Origin of the sequence: Amphritea japonica ATCC BAA-1530 (genome assembly GCF_016592435.1) — a bacterium.
Taxonomy (GTDB): domain Bacteria; phylum Pseudomonadota; class Gammaproteobacteria; order Pseudomonadales; family Balneatricaceae; genus Amphritea; species Amphritea japonica.
Genome location: NZ_AP014545.1, coordinates 2,992,168 through 3,007,831, shown reverse-complemented (window position 1 = coordinate 3,007,831; position 15,664 = coordinate 2,992,168). Strand labels below are relative to the sequence as shown.

General features: G+C 46.9%; 14 protein-coding genes. 12 read left to right on the top strand and 2 right to left on the bottom strand.

All coding sequences use genetic code 11. The features are described from left to right. Positions 1 to 119: 119 nt before the first annotated feature. Complete coding sequence (locus tag AMJAP_RS13875; protein ID WP_019619934.1) at positions 120 to 881, bottom strand: SDR family oxidoreductase; 762 nt, start codon at positions 879 to 881, stop codon at positions 120 to 122. A 420-nt stretch (positions 882 to 1,301) separates the two neighbouring features. On the opposite strand from AMJAP_RS13875, the gene AMJAP_RS13870 reads away from it, so the two are divergent. From AMJAP_RS13870 to AMJAP_RS13825, 10 genes are all read left to right on the top strand, one after another. Beyond that, positions 1,302 to 1,784 carry an FxsA family protein gene (locus AMJAP_RS13870; protein ID WP_019619935.1) on the top strand — a complete coding sequence of 161 codons (483 nt, stop codon included), beginning with the start codon at positions 1,302 to 1,304 and terminating at the stop codon, positions 1,782 to 1,784. Between the two features lie 136 nt (positions 1,785 to 1,920). Then, positions 1,921 to 2,214, top strand: a complete 294-nt coding sequence (locus tag AMJAP_RS13865; RefSeq protein ID WP_019619936.1) for a co-chaperone GroES — start codon at positions 1,921 to 1,923, stop codon at positions 2,212 to 2,214. 55 nt (positions 2,215 to 2,269) lie between these two features. Next, on the top strand, positions 2,270 to 3,919 hold the full coding sequence (gene groL / locus AMJAP_RS13860; protein ID WP_019619937.1) for a chaperonin GroEL: 1,650 nt from the start codon (positions 2,270 to 2,272) through the stop codon (positions 3,917 to 3,919). Between the two features lie 130 nt (positions 3,920 to 4,049). After that, positions 4,050 to 4,985, top strand: a complete 936-nt coding sequence (locus tag AMJAP_RS13855) for a coiled-coil domain-containing protein (protein WP_019619938.1) — start codon at positions 4,050 to 4,052, stop codon at positions 4,983 to 4,985. 34 nt (positions 4,986 to 5,019) lie between these two features. After that, positions 5,020 to 5,634, top strand: coding sequence for a glutathione S-transferase family protein (locus AMJAP_RS13850; RefSeq protein ID WP_019619939.1), 615 nt, complete (start codon positions 5,020 to 5,022; stop codon positions 5,632 to 5,634). Between the two features lie 92 nt (positions 5,635 to 5,726). Beyond that, positions 5,727 to 6,287: an RNA 2',3'-cyclic phosphodiesterase gene (gene thpR, locus AMJAP_RS13845; RefSeq protein WP_019619940.1), complete on the top strand. Its 561-nt coding sequence runs from the start codon at positions 5,727 to 5,729 to the stop codon at positions 6,285 to 6,287. A gap of 31 nt (positions 6,288 to 6,318) precedes the next feature. Beyond that, complete coding sequence (gene trhP / locus AMJAP_RS13840) at positions 6,319 to 7,683, top strand: prephenate-dependent tRNA uridine(34) hydroxylase TrhP (protein ID WP_019619941.1); 1,365 nt, start codon at positions 6,319 to 6,321, stop codon at positions 7,681 to 7,683. 76 nt (positions 7,684 to 7,759) lie between these two features. Next, positions 7,760 to 8,587 carry a prenyltransferase gene (locus AMJAP_RS13835; protein ID WP_019619942.1) on the top strand — a complete coding sequence of 276 codons (828 nt, stop codon included), beginning with the start codon at positions 7,760 to 7,762 and terminating at the stop codon, positions 8,585 to 8,587. A gap of 168 nt (positions 8,588 to 8,755) precedes the next feature. Next, entirely contained in the window at positions 8,756 to 10,261 is a 1,506-nt protein-coding gene (locus tag AMJAP_RS13830) for a fumarate hydratase (RefSeq protein WP_019619943.1), read from the top strand. A gap of 173 nt (positions 10,262 to 10,434) precedes the next feature. Continuing rightward, positions 10,435 to 10,815: a c-type cytochrome gene (locus AMJAP_RS13825; RefSeq protein ID WP_019619944.1), complete on the top strand. Its 381-nt coding sequence runs from the start codon at positions 10,435 to 10,437 to the stop codon at positions 10,813 to 10,815. An 82-nt stretch (positions 10,816 to 10,897) separates the two neighbouring features. Here AMJAP_RS13825 and AMJAP_RS13820 read toward each other — a convergent pair whose 3' ends face one another. Further along, complete coding sequence (locus AMJAP_RS13820) at positions 10,898 to 11,227, bottom strand: hypothetical protein (RefSeq protein WP_019619945.1); 330 nt, start codon at positions 11,225 to 11,227, stop codon at positions 10,898 to 10,900. Positions 11,228 to 11,397: 170 nt separating this feature from the next. On the opposite strand from AMJAP_RS13820, the gene AMJAP_RS13815 reads away from it, so the two are divergent. Next, positions 11,398 to 11,841 (top strand): flavodoxin domain-containing protein, encoded by a 444-nt coding sequence (locus AMJAP_RS13815; RefSeq protein WP_019619946.1) that lies wholly within the window; start codon positions 11,398 to 11,400, stop codon positions 11,839 to 11,841. 256 nt (positions 11,842 to 12,097) lie between these two features. Further along, a complete protein-coding gene (locus tag AMJAP_RS13810) occupies positions 12,098 to 15,625 on the top strand; it encodes a putative bifunctional diguanylate cyclase/phosphodiesterase (RefSeq protein WP_019619947.1) in 3,528 nt (1,175 codons plus the stop codon). Positions 15,626 to 15,664: the final 39 nt, after the last annotated feature.

The following is a 15,664-nucleotide window of genomic DNA, read 5'->3' as shown; positions in this document are numbered from 1 at the left end:
AAGTTCGATTAAACGAGGGGGTGCTAATAAGATACAAATTATTATAGGACGGCACAAATATAAAACAAAAAAAGCCAGCATTTCTGCTGGCTTTTTTATTGAGTAGCTTGAGTTAGAAATTAAACTCGAAGCGCACCATCAACCTCGATGCAACGACCATTAACATAGTCATTTTCCATGATGAAGGCTACAGTGTTAGCGATCTCCTGTGGCTTGCCCAGACGCTTAGCAGGGATGCCAGCAGCGATCTTTTCCAGTGCTTCTGGCTTCATGCTCATAACCATTTCAGTCGCGATATAACCTGGAGCGATTGATGCTGCACGGATACCGTAACGAGCCAGTTCTTTAGCCCAGGTAACAGCCATTGCCTGTACGCCTGCTTTAGTCGCAGTGTAGTTAGTCTGGCCCATGTTGCCGTGACGTGAAATTGAAGAGATGTTGACGATACAGCCTTCACAGCCCAGCTCGATCATCTTGATAGCTGCTTCACGGCCGCACAGGAAAGTACCGGTCAGGTTTACGTCCATAACCAGATTCCAGTTGTCCAGGCTCATCTTGCCAACAACTTTACCTTCTTTAACTTTAATAAACAGGCCGTCACGCGTAACGCCAGCGTTGTTTACCAGGCCATTCAGTGCGCCAAAGTCGGATGCCACGTCGGCGAACAGCTTTTCAACAGAAGCTTCGTCAGCAACGTTTGCGATGTAACCACGGGCTTCTACGCCGAACTCCATACACATACCAATGGTCTCATCCAGACCTTCCTGATCCAGATCAGCCAGTGCCAGCTTCGCGCCTTTTTGCGCCAGTTCCAACGCCATAGCACGACCCAGACCACGACCACCGCCGGTTACAACGATTACTTTATCTTTCAATTCCATCAGTTCTACTACCTTATCTTCTATATTTTAATTTTTAATATAGCAGTTATTGTGCATTGCAAAATATGCTGAGTAAGAACTTATAACGCTTCTGCACAAAAGTCTACTGCCTAAAAGTGTTAGATTGCTTATTTCTTAATAAACAACGGGTTACCATGTTGAAAATTAAGGAGTTGTTTATTAAGTGACTGATTGGTAAGAGATAATATTGCATGACGGTACTTGTGTTTTTTGAGGTTTTTTAATGTAAATGCTGCGATTGCTCGTTATTGGAGAAGGGTTGAAAAATGAGAAAATGCCCCTAACTATGTTGATTAACAGGCGTTTTTTCTATTCGCAATTCTTTAGTGCTTATTTAGATCTAAAGAAAAAATATTTTCGATAGCCCGGTATGATTCCGGCGCAGAAGGTTGGAGTACTATGCGTTTTCTGTTTTTACTTTTTATTATCGTTCCGGTAATTGAGATTACTCTGTTGATTAACGTGGGGCAGGCTATTGGTGCCTGGTACACCGTGGGTCTGGTACTTCTGTCGGCGTTCATTGGCGTTAATATGTTGCGTTATCAGGGGATTTCTACGTTGGCGCGGGCTCAGCAGCGTATGAATGAGGGGCAGATACCCGGAAATGAGATGGTCGAAGGGATTGTGCTTGCCGTAGGTGGTGCGCTGTTGCTGACACCTGGATTTGTCACCGATGTCGTGGGTTTTCTCTGCCTTATTCCTTTTACGCGTAAACGTTTTGCCCGGCTGGTGATGAGTCGCTTTACGGTTGTGGCTATGTCGCAGCAACAGCAGGATGGTAATGCTGAAACGCCTTTCGTTCACCGAGCTCATCCTCTGCATCCTCAGGGTAAAGACCGGGATGGCGATGTGATTGATGGCGATTTTCGTCGCGAAGATTAAATTTTTTTCTACTGGGCGTTGAAATGATTTTTACCGCCCCCATTTATTCAGTCATCTAATGGTACGTAGTGGCTTCGGCTACTGCGCTTTAAAACAAAAATCACTTTTTTGATCAAGAGATCAGGAGATAGATTCAATGAAAATTCGTCCGCTTCACGACCGTGTTGTTGTTCGCCGCAAAGAAGAAGAAGCAACTACCGCAAGTGGTATCGTGCTACCAGGTTCTGCTGCAGAAAAGCCTAATCAGGGTGAAGTTCTGGCTATTGGTACTGGTCGTATTACCAGCACTGGTGAAGTTCAGGCTTTAGATGTCCAGGTCGGTGACACTGTACTGTTCGGTCAGTACGCAGGATCAAATACCGTTAAAGTTGACGGCGAAGAGCTGCTGATCATGAATGAAAGCGATATCTACGGTGTACTGGAAAGCTGAGTTCAGCTGACTGGCAAACGTTTTTGATTGAATTTTAGACACAGGATTTTTCAAAATGGCTAAAGAAGTACTATTTGGTAACGATGCTCGCGTTCGCATGATGGCGGGTGTAAATATTCTGGCTGACGCTGTTAAGACTACACTGGGGCCTAAAGGTCGTAATGTTGTTCTGGATAAGGCATTTGGCTCTCCTACCGTCACTAAAGACGGTGTATCTGTAGCGAAAGAGATCGAGCTGAGCGATAAGTTCGAGAACATGGGCGCGCAGATGGTTAAAGAAGTTGCTTCCCAGGCGAATGATGTTGCGGGTGATGGTACAACGACGGCAACCGTTCTGGCTCAGGCGATTGTTAATGAAGGCCTGAAGTCTGTTGCTGCGGGCATGAATCCAATGGATCTTAAGCGCGGTATCGATAAAGCGGCTGCCGCTGTTGTAGAGCAGTTGAAAGTGATGGCGGTTCCTTGTGCTGATGGTAAAGCGATCGCTCAGGTAGGTACTATCTCTGCTAACTCTGACACCCAGGTGGGTGACATCATCGCTGAAGCGATGGACAAAGTTGGTAAAGAGGGTGTTATCACTGTTGAAGAAGGTTCAGGTCTGGAAAACGAACTGGACGTTGTAGAAGGTATGCAGTTCGATCGTGGCTACCTGTCTCCTTACTTCATCAACAACCAGGATAGCATGAGCGTTGAGCTGGAAAGCCCGCTGATGCTGATCGTTGATAAGAAAATTTCTAACATCCGTGATTTACTGCCTATTCTGGAGCAGGTTGCTAAAACCTCTCGTCCACTGTTGATCATTGCAGAAGATGTTGAAGGTGAAGCGCTGGCAACTCTGGTTGTTAACAACATGCGCGGTATTGTTAAGGTAGCAGCAGTTAAGGCGCCTGGTTTTGGCGATCGTCGTAAGGCGATGCTGGAAGATCTGGCGATTCTGACTGCCGGTACTGTTATCTCTGAGGAAGTGGGTCTGAGTCTGGAAACAGCTACCCTGGAACAGCTGGGTCAGGCGAAGCGTGTGACTATCACTAAAGAGAACACAACTGTTGTCGATGGTGTAGGTGAGGCGGTTGCTATTGAGGCGCGTGTTTCTCAGATTCGTGCGCAGATGGAAGAGACTACCTCCGATTACGATCGTGAGAAGTTGCAGGAACGAGTTGCTAAGCTGGCCGGCGGTGTTGCGGTTATCAAGGTAGGCGCTGCGACTGAAGTTGAGATGAAAGAGAAGAAGGCCCGTGTTGAAGACGCACTGCACGCTACCCGTGCTGCTGTTGAAGAGGGTGTTGTTCCTGGCGGTGGTGTTGCACTGATCCGTGCACTGGATAATGTGGGCGTGCTGAAAGGCGACAACCATGATCAGAGTGTTGGTGTTGAACTGGCATTCCGTGCGCTTGAAGCGCCACTGCGTCAGATCGTTGGTAACGCAGGTGAAGAAGGTTCTGTCATCGTTTCTAACATCCGTGAGAAGGGTGAAGGTAACTTTGGTTACAATGCTGCCACTGGCGAGTACGGCGACATGATCGAAATGGGTATTCTTGATCCTGCGAAAGTGACACGTTCTGCTCTGCAGGCGGCTGCTTCTGTAGCTGGCTTGATGATTACCACTGAAGCGATGGTTGCTGATGTACCTTCTGAAGGTGGTGCTCCAGGCATGCCTGATATGGGTGGTATGGGTGGTATGGGCGGTATGGGCGGTATGATGTAATACCGGCTTACTACGCCTTAGCCATTTGAAAAGCCCCGTGTTCTGCACGGGGCTTTTCTTTTGGCCAAAAAAAGACTGAATAGTGTAAAATCGACTGTTCTGAATCAAACCCACAATTTGAGTGAGTGATATGCGTGATCAGGATAAAGATCTGGACCTGCCCAGTTTTGGACCGGCTGAACGGGAGCCTGAAATAAAAACTTCTGTTAATGCGTCTGAATCTAAGTCTGAACCCCCGAAGGGTGGGCAGTCTCAGAGTGATGGTAATCATCAGCAGCCAGATTCTATCCAGAAGAGTGGTTCCGGTGGTAACGGCCTGAGTTTTTTTATTATTTTGTTACTGGCGGCCTCTGTGGGCGGTTTAGCGTATTGGAACTTTCTGCAACATCAGCAACTGTTGACTCTTGAATCAGAGCGTCAGGGCATAGATGAAAAAGTGCTTGAGTTACAGCAATTGTTACAGGTTGCTGAGAGCAGTGCAGCCCAGTCTGGTGAGACTCTGCAGAGTCAGGTGCAAAAACAGGCATCAACGACACAGCAGAAATTCAGTAAGCTGGACTCAGAAACGGCCAAACTGAATTCTGAAATTGCCAAGTTATGGGTAGTGGCGCATCAGCGTAATGCCCCTAAAATTGCCGAGTTAGAGAAACAGCTGGCAGCAAGCACCGCCCTGGTGAGCGCGCAGGCAAAAACACTCAAAAGTCTGAAAGCTGATCTGGCTATGTTAGGTAAGCAGATTAAAACAGCTGAAGCGAAAGGGCAGGGTGCCGTTAAACAGGTGGCTGCGGTTAAGCAGAGTATTGCGGCATTGGGTACTGAGTTCCAGGTGTTGTCAGAATCGATTGAATCCGCACAAAGTGATTTGAGTAAAAAGCTGGCTTTCCTGGCGGAAGAGATGAAGTCGATGAAAACCAATCAGGGTTCAGCTGCCGGTCTTGAGCGTCGGGTGAGGGTGAATGAACAGGCGGTTAAAGCGATCGATGGCTCCCGGTTACTGCTGAATAAAGAGCTGCTGCAAATCAGACAGAAACTGAATAACCTGCAATTAAAAATAGAGCAGATCTAACGTTGATGGTACGTCAGTGGAAAAGGATAGTTCAATGATTAAAGTTTATGGTGGTGTTTATTCCAGAGCCAGCATGGTGATGTGCGTTCTTGAAACGTTGGGGCTGGAGTATGAAAATATCCCGATGCAGCCGCGCAGTGAAGCGACGCAAAGTGATGAATACCGGGCTATAAACCCCACGGGAAAACTCCCTTCGCTGGTTGATGGTGATTTGGTGTTATGGGAGAGTCAGGCGATCTTGTTCTATCTGGCCCGTAAATACGGGAATGGTGAGCTTTGGGTCGATACTCTTGAGAAAGAAGCAGATCTGTATCGCTGGAGTCTGTTTATCAGTAATCAGATCGAGGTGCCGGCACTGGAGATGTTGCTGGCAATTAAATATGCTCAGGGAGAACCTGATCAGGCGGTTATCGATCATCAGGCTCAAATACTGGCGCGCTTTTTACCAGTGCTTGAGAGCCATCTGCAGGGCAAAGAGTATCTGGTTGCAGATAAGCTTACTGTAGCGGATTTCCATGGTGCAGCCGTTCTCTCCTGGCCAAAAGTGGCAGGATTTGATTTGAAGGCATACCCGGCGATCAACAGTTGGTTGAGCCGAATTTTAACCTTGCCGGTGCAGAAAAAAGTTCGCTCGCAGGCTTCTGTCTGATAGTGAGTGTTTTTTATACAGTTTAGTGATTGCGATCCACTCCCGGGACGGGCAAAATAGTGGGTCTTTTTGATTAGGAAGACGATGCTTTAATGGAAATACGTGCATTCTTTGCGCTGGCTCTGCCGGATGCTGTTGCTCGCTGGCTGGCAGACCATGCTGATAACTTGTGTCAGTATGATAAGCATGTGGAAGTCAATTGGGTTGATTCTGAGTCCTACCACCTGACACTCTGCTTCCTTGGTGATGTCTCTTTGGGGCAGATTGATCGACTGGAAGCGATCGCCCGGGCTAAGTTGGCGGATGTTAACTCGTTTCAGGTTCATGTGAATACGGCCGATTATTATCCGATCAGTAAACAGCTGGCGGTGGTTGCTGCGCTGAGTCCGCAAGATGAAGCGCTGAGTCGCCTCAATCGTTTGATGATGGAGATCGCCTTAGAAGCGGGTATTGAGTTTGAAGAGGAACACTTTAAACCGCATATCACACTGGGGCGTTTGCCTGCTAAAAATCGATTTATACCGCCACAGGACTGGCCGGAACTTGATCTCTTCAGCCTGGCTGATTCGGTTATTTTGTTCCAGAGTAAACCTGGCGAACGCGGTTCAATTTATACACCGTTGTTCGAAATATCCCTACAGGATATGGCTTGAGCCAGTCCTTAACTTTTCTACGTTGTGAATAATGTTTAAACCAGAACTACTTTCGCCAGCGGGTACGCTGCGCAATATGAAATACGCTTTTGCTTATGGGGCTGATGCCGTATATGCCGGTCAGCCACGTTACAGCCTGCGGGTACGTAATAACGACTTCAACCTGGATAACCTGCAAGAGGGGATTAATATCGCCCACGCACAGGGCAAAAAGTTCTATGTGGCCAGTAATATCATGCCGCATAACAATAAACTGAAGACCTATATTGATGATTTGCGTCCTGTCGTTGAAATGGGGCCTGATGCGCTGATTATGTCAGACCCTGGTTTGATTCTGATGGTGAAAGAAAACTGGCCGGATATTCCTATCCATCTGTCAGTGCAGAGTAATACCATGAACTGGGCCAGTGTTAAGTTTTGGCATCAGGCGGGTATTGAACGCATAATTATGTCGCGAGAGCTGTCTCTGGATGAGATCGCAGAGATGCGTGAAAAGTGCCCGGAGATGGAGCTGGAAGTATTTGTCCATGGCTCTCTTTGTATCGCTTATTCAGGTCGTTGCCTGCTGTCCGGTTATATTAATCACCGAGACCCTAATCAAGGCACTTGTACTAATTCATGTCGCTGGAAGTATGACGCTCATGAGGCAAAGCAGGATGATAATGGTGATCTGATTCCGGTGCAGAACTTTGATCCGAATGAAGCGTCGGTTCAGCCTGCACTGGGTGAGGGTGAGCCTACTGATAAGACCTATCTGCTTCAGGAAGAGACCCGTCCGGGTGAGTATATGCCTGCGTTTGAGGATGAGCACGGCACCTATATTATGAACTCTAAAGACCTGCGCGCGATTCAGCATGTGCAGCGTTTGACCGATATGGGCATTCATTCGTTAAAGATTGAAGGACGTACTAAGTCTCATTATTACGTTGCCCGGGCGACTCAGGCGTATCGTAAGGCGATTGACGATGCTGCAGCGGGGCGTCCCTTCGATATGAGTCTGATGGATAATCTGGAGAATCTCGCTAACCGGGGGTATACCGAAGGCTTTTATCGTCGTCATGTTCATGATGAATATCAGAACTACGAAACGGGTAATTCTGTGGGCGTTCACCAGCAGTTTGTCGGTGAAGTGATCGGCCGTGATCAACAGAAGGGGACTATCGATTTCGAAGTGAAGAACCGCTTTATGGTGGGTGATACTCTGGAATTAATGACGCCAACAGGTAATCAGAAGTTTAAGCTTGAACAGATGGAAAACTTGCAGGGTGAGGCAAGAGATTGCGCGCCGGGTTCGGGTCATAAAGTACGTATAGCACTGGATGTCGATGCTGATCTGGAGTTTGCGTTGTTGATGCGTGACTTGCCCAATGCGCCGGCCTATGAAAGCGAAAGTTAAGGATTGTTAAGTGTAAAAAGGTATCTGCTGATACCTTTTTTTATGTCTGCTCATGTAAGGGATATCACGGGAATTGATGAAACAGGATAAGTATTCGCTGGGGCGGGCCTTGCGCCCATTCTCTTTTTCAGTGGCACTGATCACCTGTCTGGTCGGTATCGTTAGTGCTGCTGGATTGCCTGCGTTTAATTACTCGGTGGCTTTCCTGATTCTGTTGGGTGCTTTGGTGCTTCAAGCGGGAGTGAACCTGATTAATGACCACGCTGATTTGAAACAATTGAAAAATCACAATGCCCGTCAGCAGGTCATTCGTAATTTCAGACTAGGGTTAGTGTGCTTTCTGTTGGCGTCGGCGATAGGCGTTAGTCTTCTGAGTGTTACCGGGCTCGAGTTACTTATACTGTTGTCGATCGGGCTGCTTGGTGGATTGGGCTATACCGTTGAGCCGGTCAACTTTAAGCGGCGAGGCTTAGCCGTGGTGTTAGTGTTCTGGCTGATGGGCGTGCTGATGGTCTGTGGTAGTTATTTTATACTGGCAGGAGAACTTAGCTGGTCAGTCTTCTATCGGTCGATCCCGGTGAGTCTGGTTAGTTCGTTATTACTTCTGGCCAATGAGATCAGGGATGTAAGGAGTGATTCTGCCGCGGGTATTCGAACCCTGACGGTGCGGATAGGACTGAATGCGGCGAAAGGTTTGTATGTCACGCTGTTGCTGCTGGTCGCGGGTATATCGTTGATACTTTGGGTTACAGAGGTTATTCCCGGATTATGGTGGCTGGGAAGTTTACCGCTTATCTACTGGCTTTATAAACAACAGTTAACCGAAGCAGGAAGGATATCTTTGCCTCCGGCCAGTGGTCGGTTCTTTATGGTGTTTGGCCTGTTGTATTGTTTGAGTTTATAAAAAGCATCCTATTGATAACCTGCTGAATAGGCTCTGTTTAATACTAAGGCCGGGCAACGTCCGATGATTAAATTAGTGTATAATATTGCGCAGAACTTAAGGACTACATCGATAGTCCTCTTTTGACCGGTCTTACTTACATTCTAGCCTGATACCGCGGAGCCAATCATGAGCGTAATTCGCCAAGACGATTTCATCAGCAGCATTGCCGACTCGCTGCAGTTCATCTCCTATTACCACCCGATCGACTTTATCCAGGGTGTGCACGAAGCCTATCAGAAGGAGGAGAACCCAGCGGCTAAAGACGCTATGGCGCAAATCCTGATTAATTCCCGTATGTGTGCCGAAGGTAAACGTCCTATCTGTCAGGATACGGGTATCGTTACCGTTTTCCTGAAAGTCGGTATGAATGTTGTCTGGGATGCCAAAATGAGCGTGACCGATATGGTCAACGAAGGTGTGCGTCAGGCTTACACTCATCCCGACAATGTGTTGCGTGCTTCTATATTGGCTGATCCTGCCGGTAAGCGTCAGAACACTAAAGATAATACTCCAGCGGTGATTCACTACGAGATCGTTGAAGGTGATGAAGTAGAAGTACATGTTGCGGCGAAAGGCGGCGGCTCAGAAAACAAATCTAAGATGGCGATGTTGAACCCATCTGACAGTATTGTTGATTGGATAGTGAAGACTGTTCCTACAATGGGTGCAGGCTGGTGTCCACCGGGTATGTTGGGCATAGGTATTGGTGGTACCGCTGAAAAAGCTGCTGTCATGGCGAAAGAGTCCCTGATGGACCCGATTGATATCCATGAGCTGCGTGAGCGTGGACCACAGAATCGCGTTGAAGAACTGCGTATCGAAATCATGGATGCAGTCAACGCTCTGGGTATAGGTGCGCAGGGTCTGGGTGGTCTGACGACTGTACTGGATATCAAAATTATGGATTATCCTACCCACGCAGCTTCACTGCCGGTATGTATGATCCCTAACTGTGCGGCAACCCGCCATACTCACTTCAAGCTGAACGGTAACGGTCCGGCTGTATTGACCCCGCCGAGCCTGGATGAGTGGCCGGAAGTGACATTCGAAGTGGGTTCTAATACCCGTCGTGTCGATTTGAATACCGTGACGCCTGAAGATGTGTTGAGCTGGGAGCCAGGTGAAACTGTCTTGCTGAACGGTAAGATGCTCACCGGTCGTGATGCTGCGCATAAGCGCATGGTCGAGATGCTTAACAACGGTGAAGATCTGCCGGTTGATCTGAAAGGGCGCTTTATCTATTACGTGGGTCCGGTTGACCCGGTACGTGAGGAAGTTGTTGGGCCTGCTGGTCCAACGACGGCTACCCGGATGGATAAATTCACTCGTCAGGTAATCGAAAGCACTGGTTTGCTGGGAATGATCGGTAAATCTGAACGTGGACCGGTTGCGATTGATGCTATTCGTGATAATAAAGCGGTGTATCTGATGGCGGTGGGTGGTGCTGCATACCTGGTATCTAAGGCAATTACGAATGCTGAAGTACTGGCCTTTCCTGAAATGGGGATGGAAGCGATCTACGAGTTTGAAGTGAAGGATATGCCGGTTACTGTTGCCGTAGACACGAACGGTGTTTCCGTTCATAACACCGGCCCTGCTCAGTGGAAGAAGATTATCGCCGAACAGGTGTAATCACAGCATAGAGTCAGGCTTTTAAAACGCGGCGTATGCCGCGTTTTTGCGTATATGTCCTACTGATGTAGGTCATCGGTTGCTGTAAAAGGGTACTCAAGTAGTAAGTTCTCGGAGTCTGTCAGAAAGTATACTTCTCAGACCCGTATAAATTACGATGAGAGTATCTGAAAATGAATAAAGTAATGGTTAAGTTGCTGTCTGTGGCCGCACTGGCCGGAGTGATGGCTTCGCCTGTACAGGCGGAAGAAGCTGCAATGGTTGCGGCTGGAGCAGAAGTGTTTAAACGCTGCCAGGCCTGTCATACAGCGGATAGCAGTAAAAATGCCTTTGGCCCAAGTCTGACGGGCGTAGTCGGTCGTGAAGCTGCAGCCCTGCCGCGTTTTGCCTATTCTGAAGCGCTGCAAAAATCAGGTATTACCTGGACGGAAGACAATCTGCGCCAATGGGTTGCTGACAATGCCAAACTGGTTCCCGGCACGCGGATGCGCCACGTAGCAATTTCTGACGTTGCTGAGCAGGATTATCTGATTGCTTACCTGAAGACACTTTAAGTTTCAGGCTGGGTACTATTCAGTAAGGGGGTGTAAGCCCCCATGCTGTTTAAACAGCAGAGTATTTGGCTTTGCTGTTTTTTTAAGCGCATTTAGTCGATTTATTCAGACGGTTCTTGATTGCCATATAGCGCGGCATTGGACCGACATCTTCGTAGATCGGATCCCCTTCTTCAACGCGGATGACGTTGGAGCCTGCCCGATAAGGCATTTTCTCTTCCATTTCCAGCAGGACGGTATGGAGCAGGTCGGCAACCAGCTTGTCGGCGGGCAGCTGAAACAGCTCTGCCATTGCCTCTACTTTGATCTGGTCCTCTTTGCTGATAGAAAAGTTACAGTCGACAAGTTGGGTTTGCTCGGTGGAGTGCTCCTCTAACTTGTTCAGAAGGTGGCTGACATGGTTGTTAGGCATTGTCTTATTCCCCTTGTTTTCTTTCTGAATGGTCATATATAAGATAGTTGACAAAAACAGTCGGGTAAATGATGAATAGATAAAAATGACGTTCAACTGGCTGGGTATTTTCTTTATTATATGGCTTGCTTCAAGGGGAGGCTGGTTTTAAAGCAACAGAAGGTGGATTGATGGCGGATATACAAGTATTAGTGGGCTCAACCTATGGCAATGCCGGTCAGATAGCAGATGACTGCACCGAACAGTTAAATAACTTAGGTCATAAGGCAGTGCTGTTGAGTGAGCCAGCCTATGAGCAAGTGATCGCTCAGCCTGATGTGTTGTTAATCTGCACTGCAACAATCGGGCAGGGTGAAATCCCCGCCAATCTGATGCCGCTGTACTGTCAGTTGAAAGATCGTTCTCCCGATTTTACAAAGGTTAGATTTGGCCTTATTGCACTAGGTGATAGCTCATATGAATCTTTTGCCGAAGGCGGCAAACAGATGAATGAGCTGATGTATGATCTTGGCGCTAAGCCGGTGGGGCAGGCGCTGTTTATCGATAGTTGTGAAACACCAGATCCGGACGAAGCTGCAGCGGAATGGATTGATGAATGGTCCACTAAACTCTGAAGTCGTTTTTGCTCAGTTATCAATTCTGGCCTCTCAATCGTGGCTGTGAGGCTTGTTAAATGTAGTGGAGCAATTTACTTAAAGATGAAGACAAAGCGCTATTAGGCGCTTTTTGTGTGTCTGAAAGGTGGTGAATCCGGGTTTTAGCGTTTTTGTGTGACTCACCAAATTGGTAAATAAGTACCACGCAGGTCTTTCAATGATGCACTAGAGTGGTATCAATCTTAGTGTAGAAGAAAGGGATCTTCGCTTGGCAATGAAATATATTGAAAGCACTCGCGGAAAGCTGATAAGTATTTTTGTCCTCATAAAGGTAATTCCATTAATCTGTCTGGCTTTTTTTGCCTGGAATGCGGCGACCGAACTGGGGAAAAAAGTTACTGATCGTTCTGCTGAAATGACTGATGGAATGTTCGAAACAATCCAGAATGTTGGCAATATTGTCATTGATGACAGCACAAAAGCGCTGGATAGTCGTTCAAGAGAAGCGATCGAGCGACTCACCACGGATACGGCGCAAGCGGTTGCCAAGTTCCTCTATGAAAGGGATCAGGACATCCGTCTGGTCGCGTTGCTTGAACCCACAGAGCAAAACTTCAGACACTTTTTCAATAATAGAACGCGAGATTTATATCAGCATGGTGAGTGGGCATTATCCCCAGATCAAAGCCACTGGCTTGCGGTCGAAGATAAACGCTTTTCAGAGTCGCCAAACGTAAAAGCAGAACTTAAAGACAATGCTAAGCAGTTTCATCAGCGAGAGGAAGAGTTTTTTGGGCAAAAACAATCGGTTCGTTTGTATCAGGAAATAACGCTGATCGGCCTGGATGGCGTGGAGATACTCAAAGTTTCTAGTGATGATGGCGATAAAAAATCCTTGATTGATACTTCTCAACGCTTGCAGACTTTCGCGAAAGCAGAAACTTACTGGTCAGAGTTGCAATCACTGCAAGCGGGTGAAATCTATGTTTCTGAAGTTATTGGAGAATATGTTAAAAGCTCAGTCATAGGGCCCTATATTCCCGAAAGCGTATCCAAAGCTGGTCTTGATTTTAAGCCGGAAGAATCTGCATATGCAGGTACAGAAAATCCAATGGGGAAACGCTTTCAGGGTATTGTTCGATGGGCTACACCATTGCTGAAAGATGGAAAAATAGTTGGTTATGTTACTCTGGCTTTGAATCACGATCATATACGTCAGTTTACTGACCGAATCACGCCTACAGAACAACGTTACACTCAGATAGCGGACTCGATAGAGGGTAATTACGCTTTCATGTGGGATCACAAGAATCGTTCTATTTCCCACCCCAGAGATTATTTTATTCATGGTTATCATCATGAAACAGGATTGCCTGAAACGCCCTGGATGGACAGTGAACTGTATCAGGCGTGGCAGCAGTCGAAGTTGCCCTCTCATGAATTCCTCGCTGGGATCCCTTATTTTGACCAGCCTTCTTTGAATAAAAAGCCAGCGAAAGAACTGATTCGTCAGGGCACTATAGCCCTGGATTGTCGTTATTTGAACTTCTCCCCTCAATGTCAGGGCTGGGATCAACTGACTCGAGATGGTGGTTCTGGGTCGTTTGTTATCTATTTCAGTGGGCTTTGGAAACTTACCACTGCAGCCACTATTCCCTATTATACCGGCCGTTATGGTCAGAGCAGAAAAGGATTTGGTTTTGTTACTATTGGTGCCAATGTGGATGAGTTTCATCTTGCGGCGGTTGAATCAGGTAGCCGTATTTCAAATATTATTACCTCTAAGATAATTGATTATCAGAAACAGCGTGACGCGCTCATCTCTTCGATTCAACACCGGCTTAGCGTTTCAACACTTGAGCTGGCTATCTCAACGGTAATACTCATTATTATTGTTATCGCTATAGCGATCTGGATGGCTAACTCATTGACCCGTCGGATCACCGCTATAAATGACGGCATCCAAAGATTTCATAATGGAGATATGAATCATCGATTGCCAATTCATAGCCGGGATGAGATGGGGCGCCTTACCGCTTCGTTTAATGCAATGGCAGACACCATTGAAAGTAACATTGAGCAGATGAGCAATGAGATCGTTATCAGACGTCAAAATGAAGATCAACTCAGGGTTGCTGGTGTGGCTTTTGAAACCCAGGAAGGGATGTGTATTACTAATGCTGATAACGTAATTCTCAGCGTAAACCAGGCATTTACGGATATTACCGGCTACAACCCGGTAGACGTAATTGGTAAAACACCTAAGATTCTTCGTTCAGGCGAGCACCCTCAAGCGTTTTATGATCAGATCAGGCAAGAAGTACGCAATCGGGGTCAGTGGCAGGGAGAGATCTGTTGTAAACGTAAAAACGGTGAAATTTTCCCTGAGTGGTTAATGATTACAACCGTTACAGATGATCATGGGACTATCACTCACTATGTTAGGGCGCTCACCGATATCAGCGAACGTAAAGCATCAGAAAAGCATATTCGGCAGCTGGCTTATTACGACTCTTTAACGAAGCTACCAAACCGGAGAATGCTCACAGAACGTCTTGAACAGGCAGTAATGGCTTCACAGCGCTATGGCAGAGAAGGTGCTCTGTTATTTATTGATCTAGATAATTTTAAGACGCTGAACGACACCGTAGGCCATCATCAGGGTGATATTCTGTTACAGAAAGTTGCCGAACAGTTAACCTGCCTTGTTCGAAAAACCGATACAGTCGCCCGGTTCGGCGGCGATGAGTTTATTATCATGCTGACAGATCTGGACGTTAATTCAGAGGTTGCGATGAGCCAGATTAGTAATCTGAGTGAAAAAATACTTGAAGCGCAAAATCAATATTACACTTTTTCAGGTTTCAATCACCACAGTACTCTGAGTATTGGCGTTACAGTGTTTTCTGATAATAATAAGGTTGGCATTGATCAGCTTTTACAGCAGGCTGACCTGGCTATGTATCAGGCAAAGGCCGCAGGTAGAAATACGATTCGTTTCTTTAATCCGAAAATGCAGGAAGCGGCGAGCCGGCGAGCTCAACTTGAGACTGATCTGCATCTGGCGATTGAGAATAAGCAATTTCAGCTTTACTACCAACCGCAGGTGGATTCTGATGGTGCTGTGATTGGATCTGAAGCGTTGATACGCTGGAATCATCCGGAGCGCGGTATGGTCTCACCACTGGATTTTATATCTGTGGCTGAAGAGACGGGGCAGATTCTATCTATCGGTCTATGGGTTCTGGAAGAAGCTTGCCAACAGCTGAAACGATGGGAAGATGCTGGTTTTGGCGCTTTAACCGTTGCTGTGAATGTCAGTGCCCGCCAATATCAGCATCCAGACTTTGTAGCGGCTGTAATAGAGATCCTTGAGAAAACCGGTGTCAAGCCTGGCAGTTTGAATCTAGAGCTGACGGAGAGCGTTTTATCTAACAATATTGATGATGTTGCTAATAAGATGTGGCAGCTGGGTGCACAAGGCATAGGCTTCGCACTCGACGACTTTGGTACCGGATACTCCTCTCTGAGTTATCTAAAGAAATTGCCACTTAACTATCTGAAAATTGATCAGACCTTTGTCCGTGACCTACTCACTGACCCAAACGATACGGCTATCGCACAGACAATTATTGCTTTGGCCCAAAGCATGAGTCTTAAGGTCATCGCAGAAGGTGTCGAAACTGAAGCGCAAAGACAACGGCTTCATGAGTTTGGGTGTCATATCTATCAGGGTTACCTGTTTGGTAAGCCTGTACCTGCTGAAGAGTTAAAGTTAGAAGAGTTTATGATTCAGGATTAACCTTTATGTCAGATAATTTTCTCTTGGACGGGAACTCTG

Excerpts from the sequence above, each read along its gene's own strand:
- AMJAP_RS13855 (WP_019619938.1), top strand. The coding sequence starts at position 4,050 with ATGCGTGATCAGGATAAAGATCTGGACCTGCCCAGTTTTGGACCGGCT.
- AMJAP_RS13875 (WP_019619934.1), bottom strand. The coding sequence starts at position 881 with ATGGAATTGAAAGATAAAGTAATCGTTGTAACCGGCGGTGGTCGTGGT.
- trhP (WP_019619941.1), top strand. The coding sequence starts at position 6,319 with ATGTTTAAACCAGAACTACTTTCGCCAGCGGGTACGCTGCGCAATATG.
- AMJAP_RS13825 (WP_019619944.1), top strand. The coding sequence starts at position 10,435 with ATGAATAAAGTAATGGTTAAGTTGCTGTCTGTGGCCGCACTGGCCGGA.
- AMJAP_RS13820 (WP_019619945.1), bottom strand. The coding sequence starts at position 11,227 with ATGCCTAACAACCATGTCAGCCACCTTCTGAACAAGTTAGAGGAGCAC.
- groL (WP_019619937.1), top strand. The coding sequence starts at position 2,270 with ATGGCTAAAGAAGTACTATTTGGTAACGATGCTCGCGTTCGCATGATG.
- thpR (WP_019619940.1), top strand. The coding sequence starts at position 5,727 with ATGGAAATACGTGCATTCTTTGCGCTGGCTCTGCCGGATGCTGTTGCT.
- AMJAP_RS13835 (WP_019619942.1), top strand. The coding sequence starts at position 7,760 with ATGAAACAGGATAAGTATTCGCTGGGGCGGGCCTTGCGCCCATTCTCT.
- AMJAP_RS13810 (WP_019619947.1), top strand. The coding sequence starts at position 12,098 with ATGAAATATATTGAAAGCACTCGCGGAAAGCTGATAAGTATTTTTGTC.
- AMJAP_RS13870 (WP_019619935.1), top strand. The coding sequence starts at position 1,302 with ATGCGTTTTCTGTTTTTACTTTTTATTATCGTTCCGGTAATTGAGATT.
- AMJAP_RS13830 (WP_019619943.1), top strand. The coding sequence starts at position 8,756 with ATGAGCGTAATTCGCCAAGACGATTTCATCAGCAGCATTGCCGACTCG.
- AMJAP_RS13815 (WP_019619946.1), top strand. The coding sequence starts at position 11,398 with ATGGCGGATATACAAGTATTAGTGGGCTCAACCTATGGCAATGCCGGT.
- AMJAP_RS13865 (WP_019619936.1), top strand. The coding sequence starts at position 1,921 with ATGAAAATTCGTCCGCTTCACGACCGTGTTGTTGTTCGCCGCAAAGAA.
- AMJAP_RS13850 (WP_019619939.1), top strand. The coding sequence starts at position 5,020 with ATGATTAAAGTTTATGGTGGTGTTTATTCCAGAGCCAGCATGGTGATG.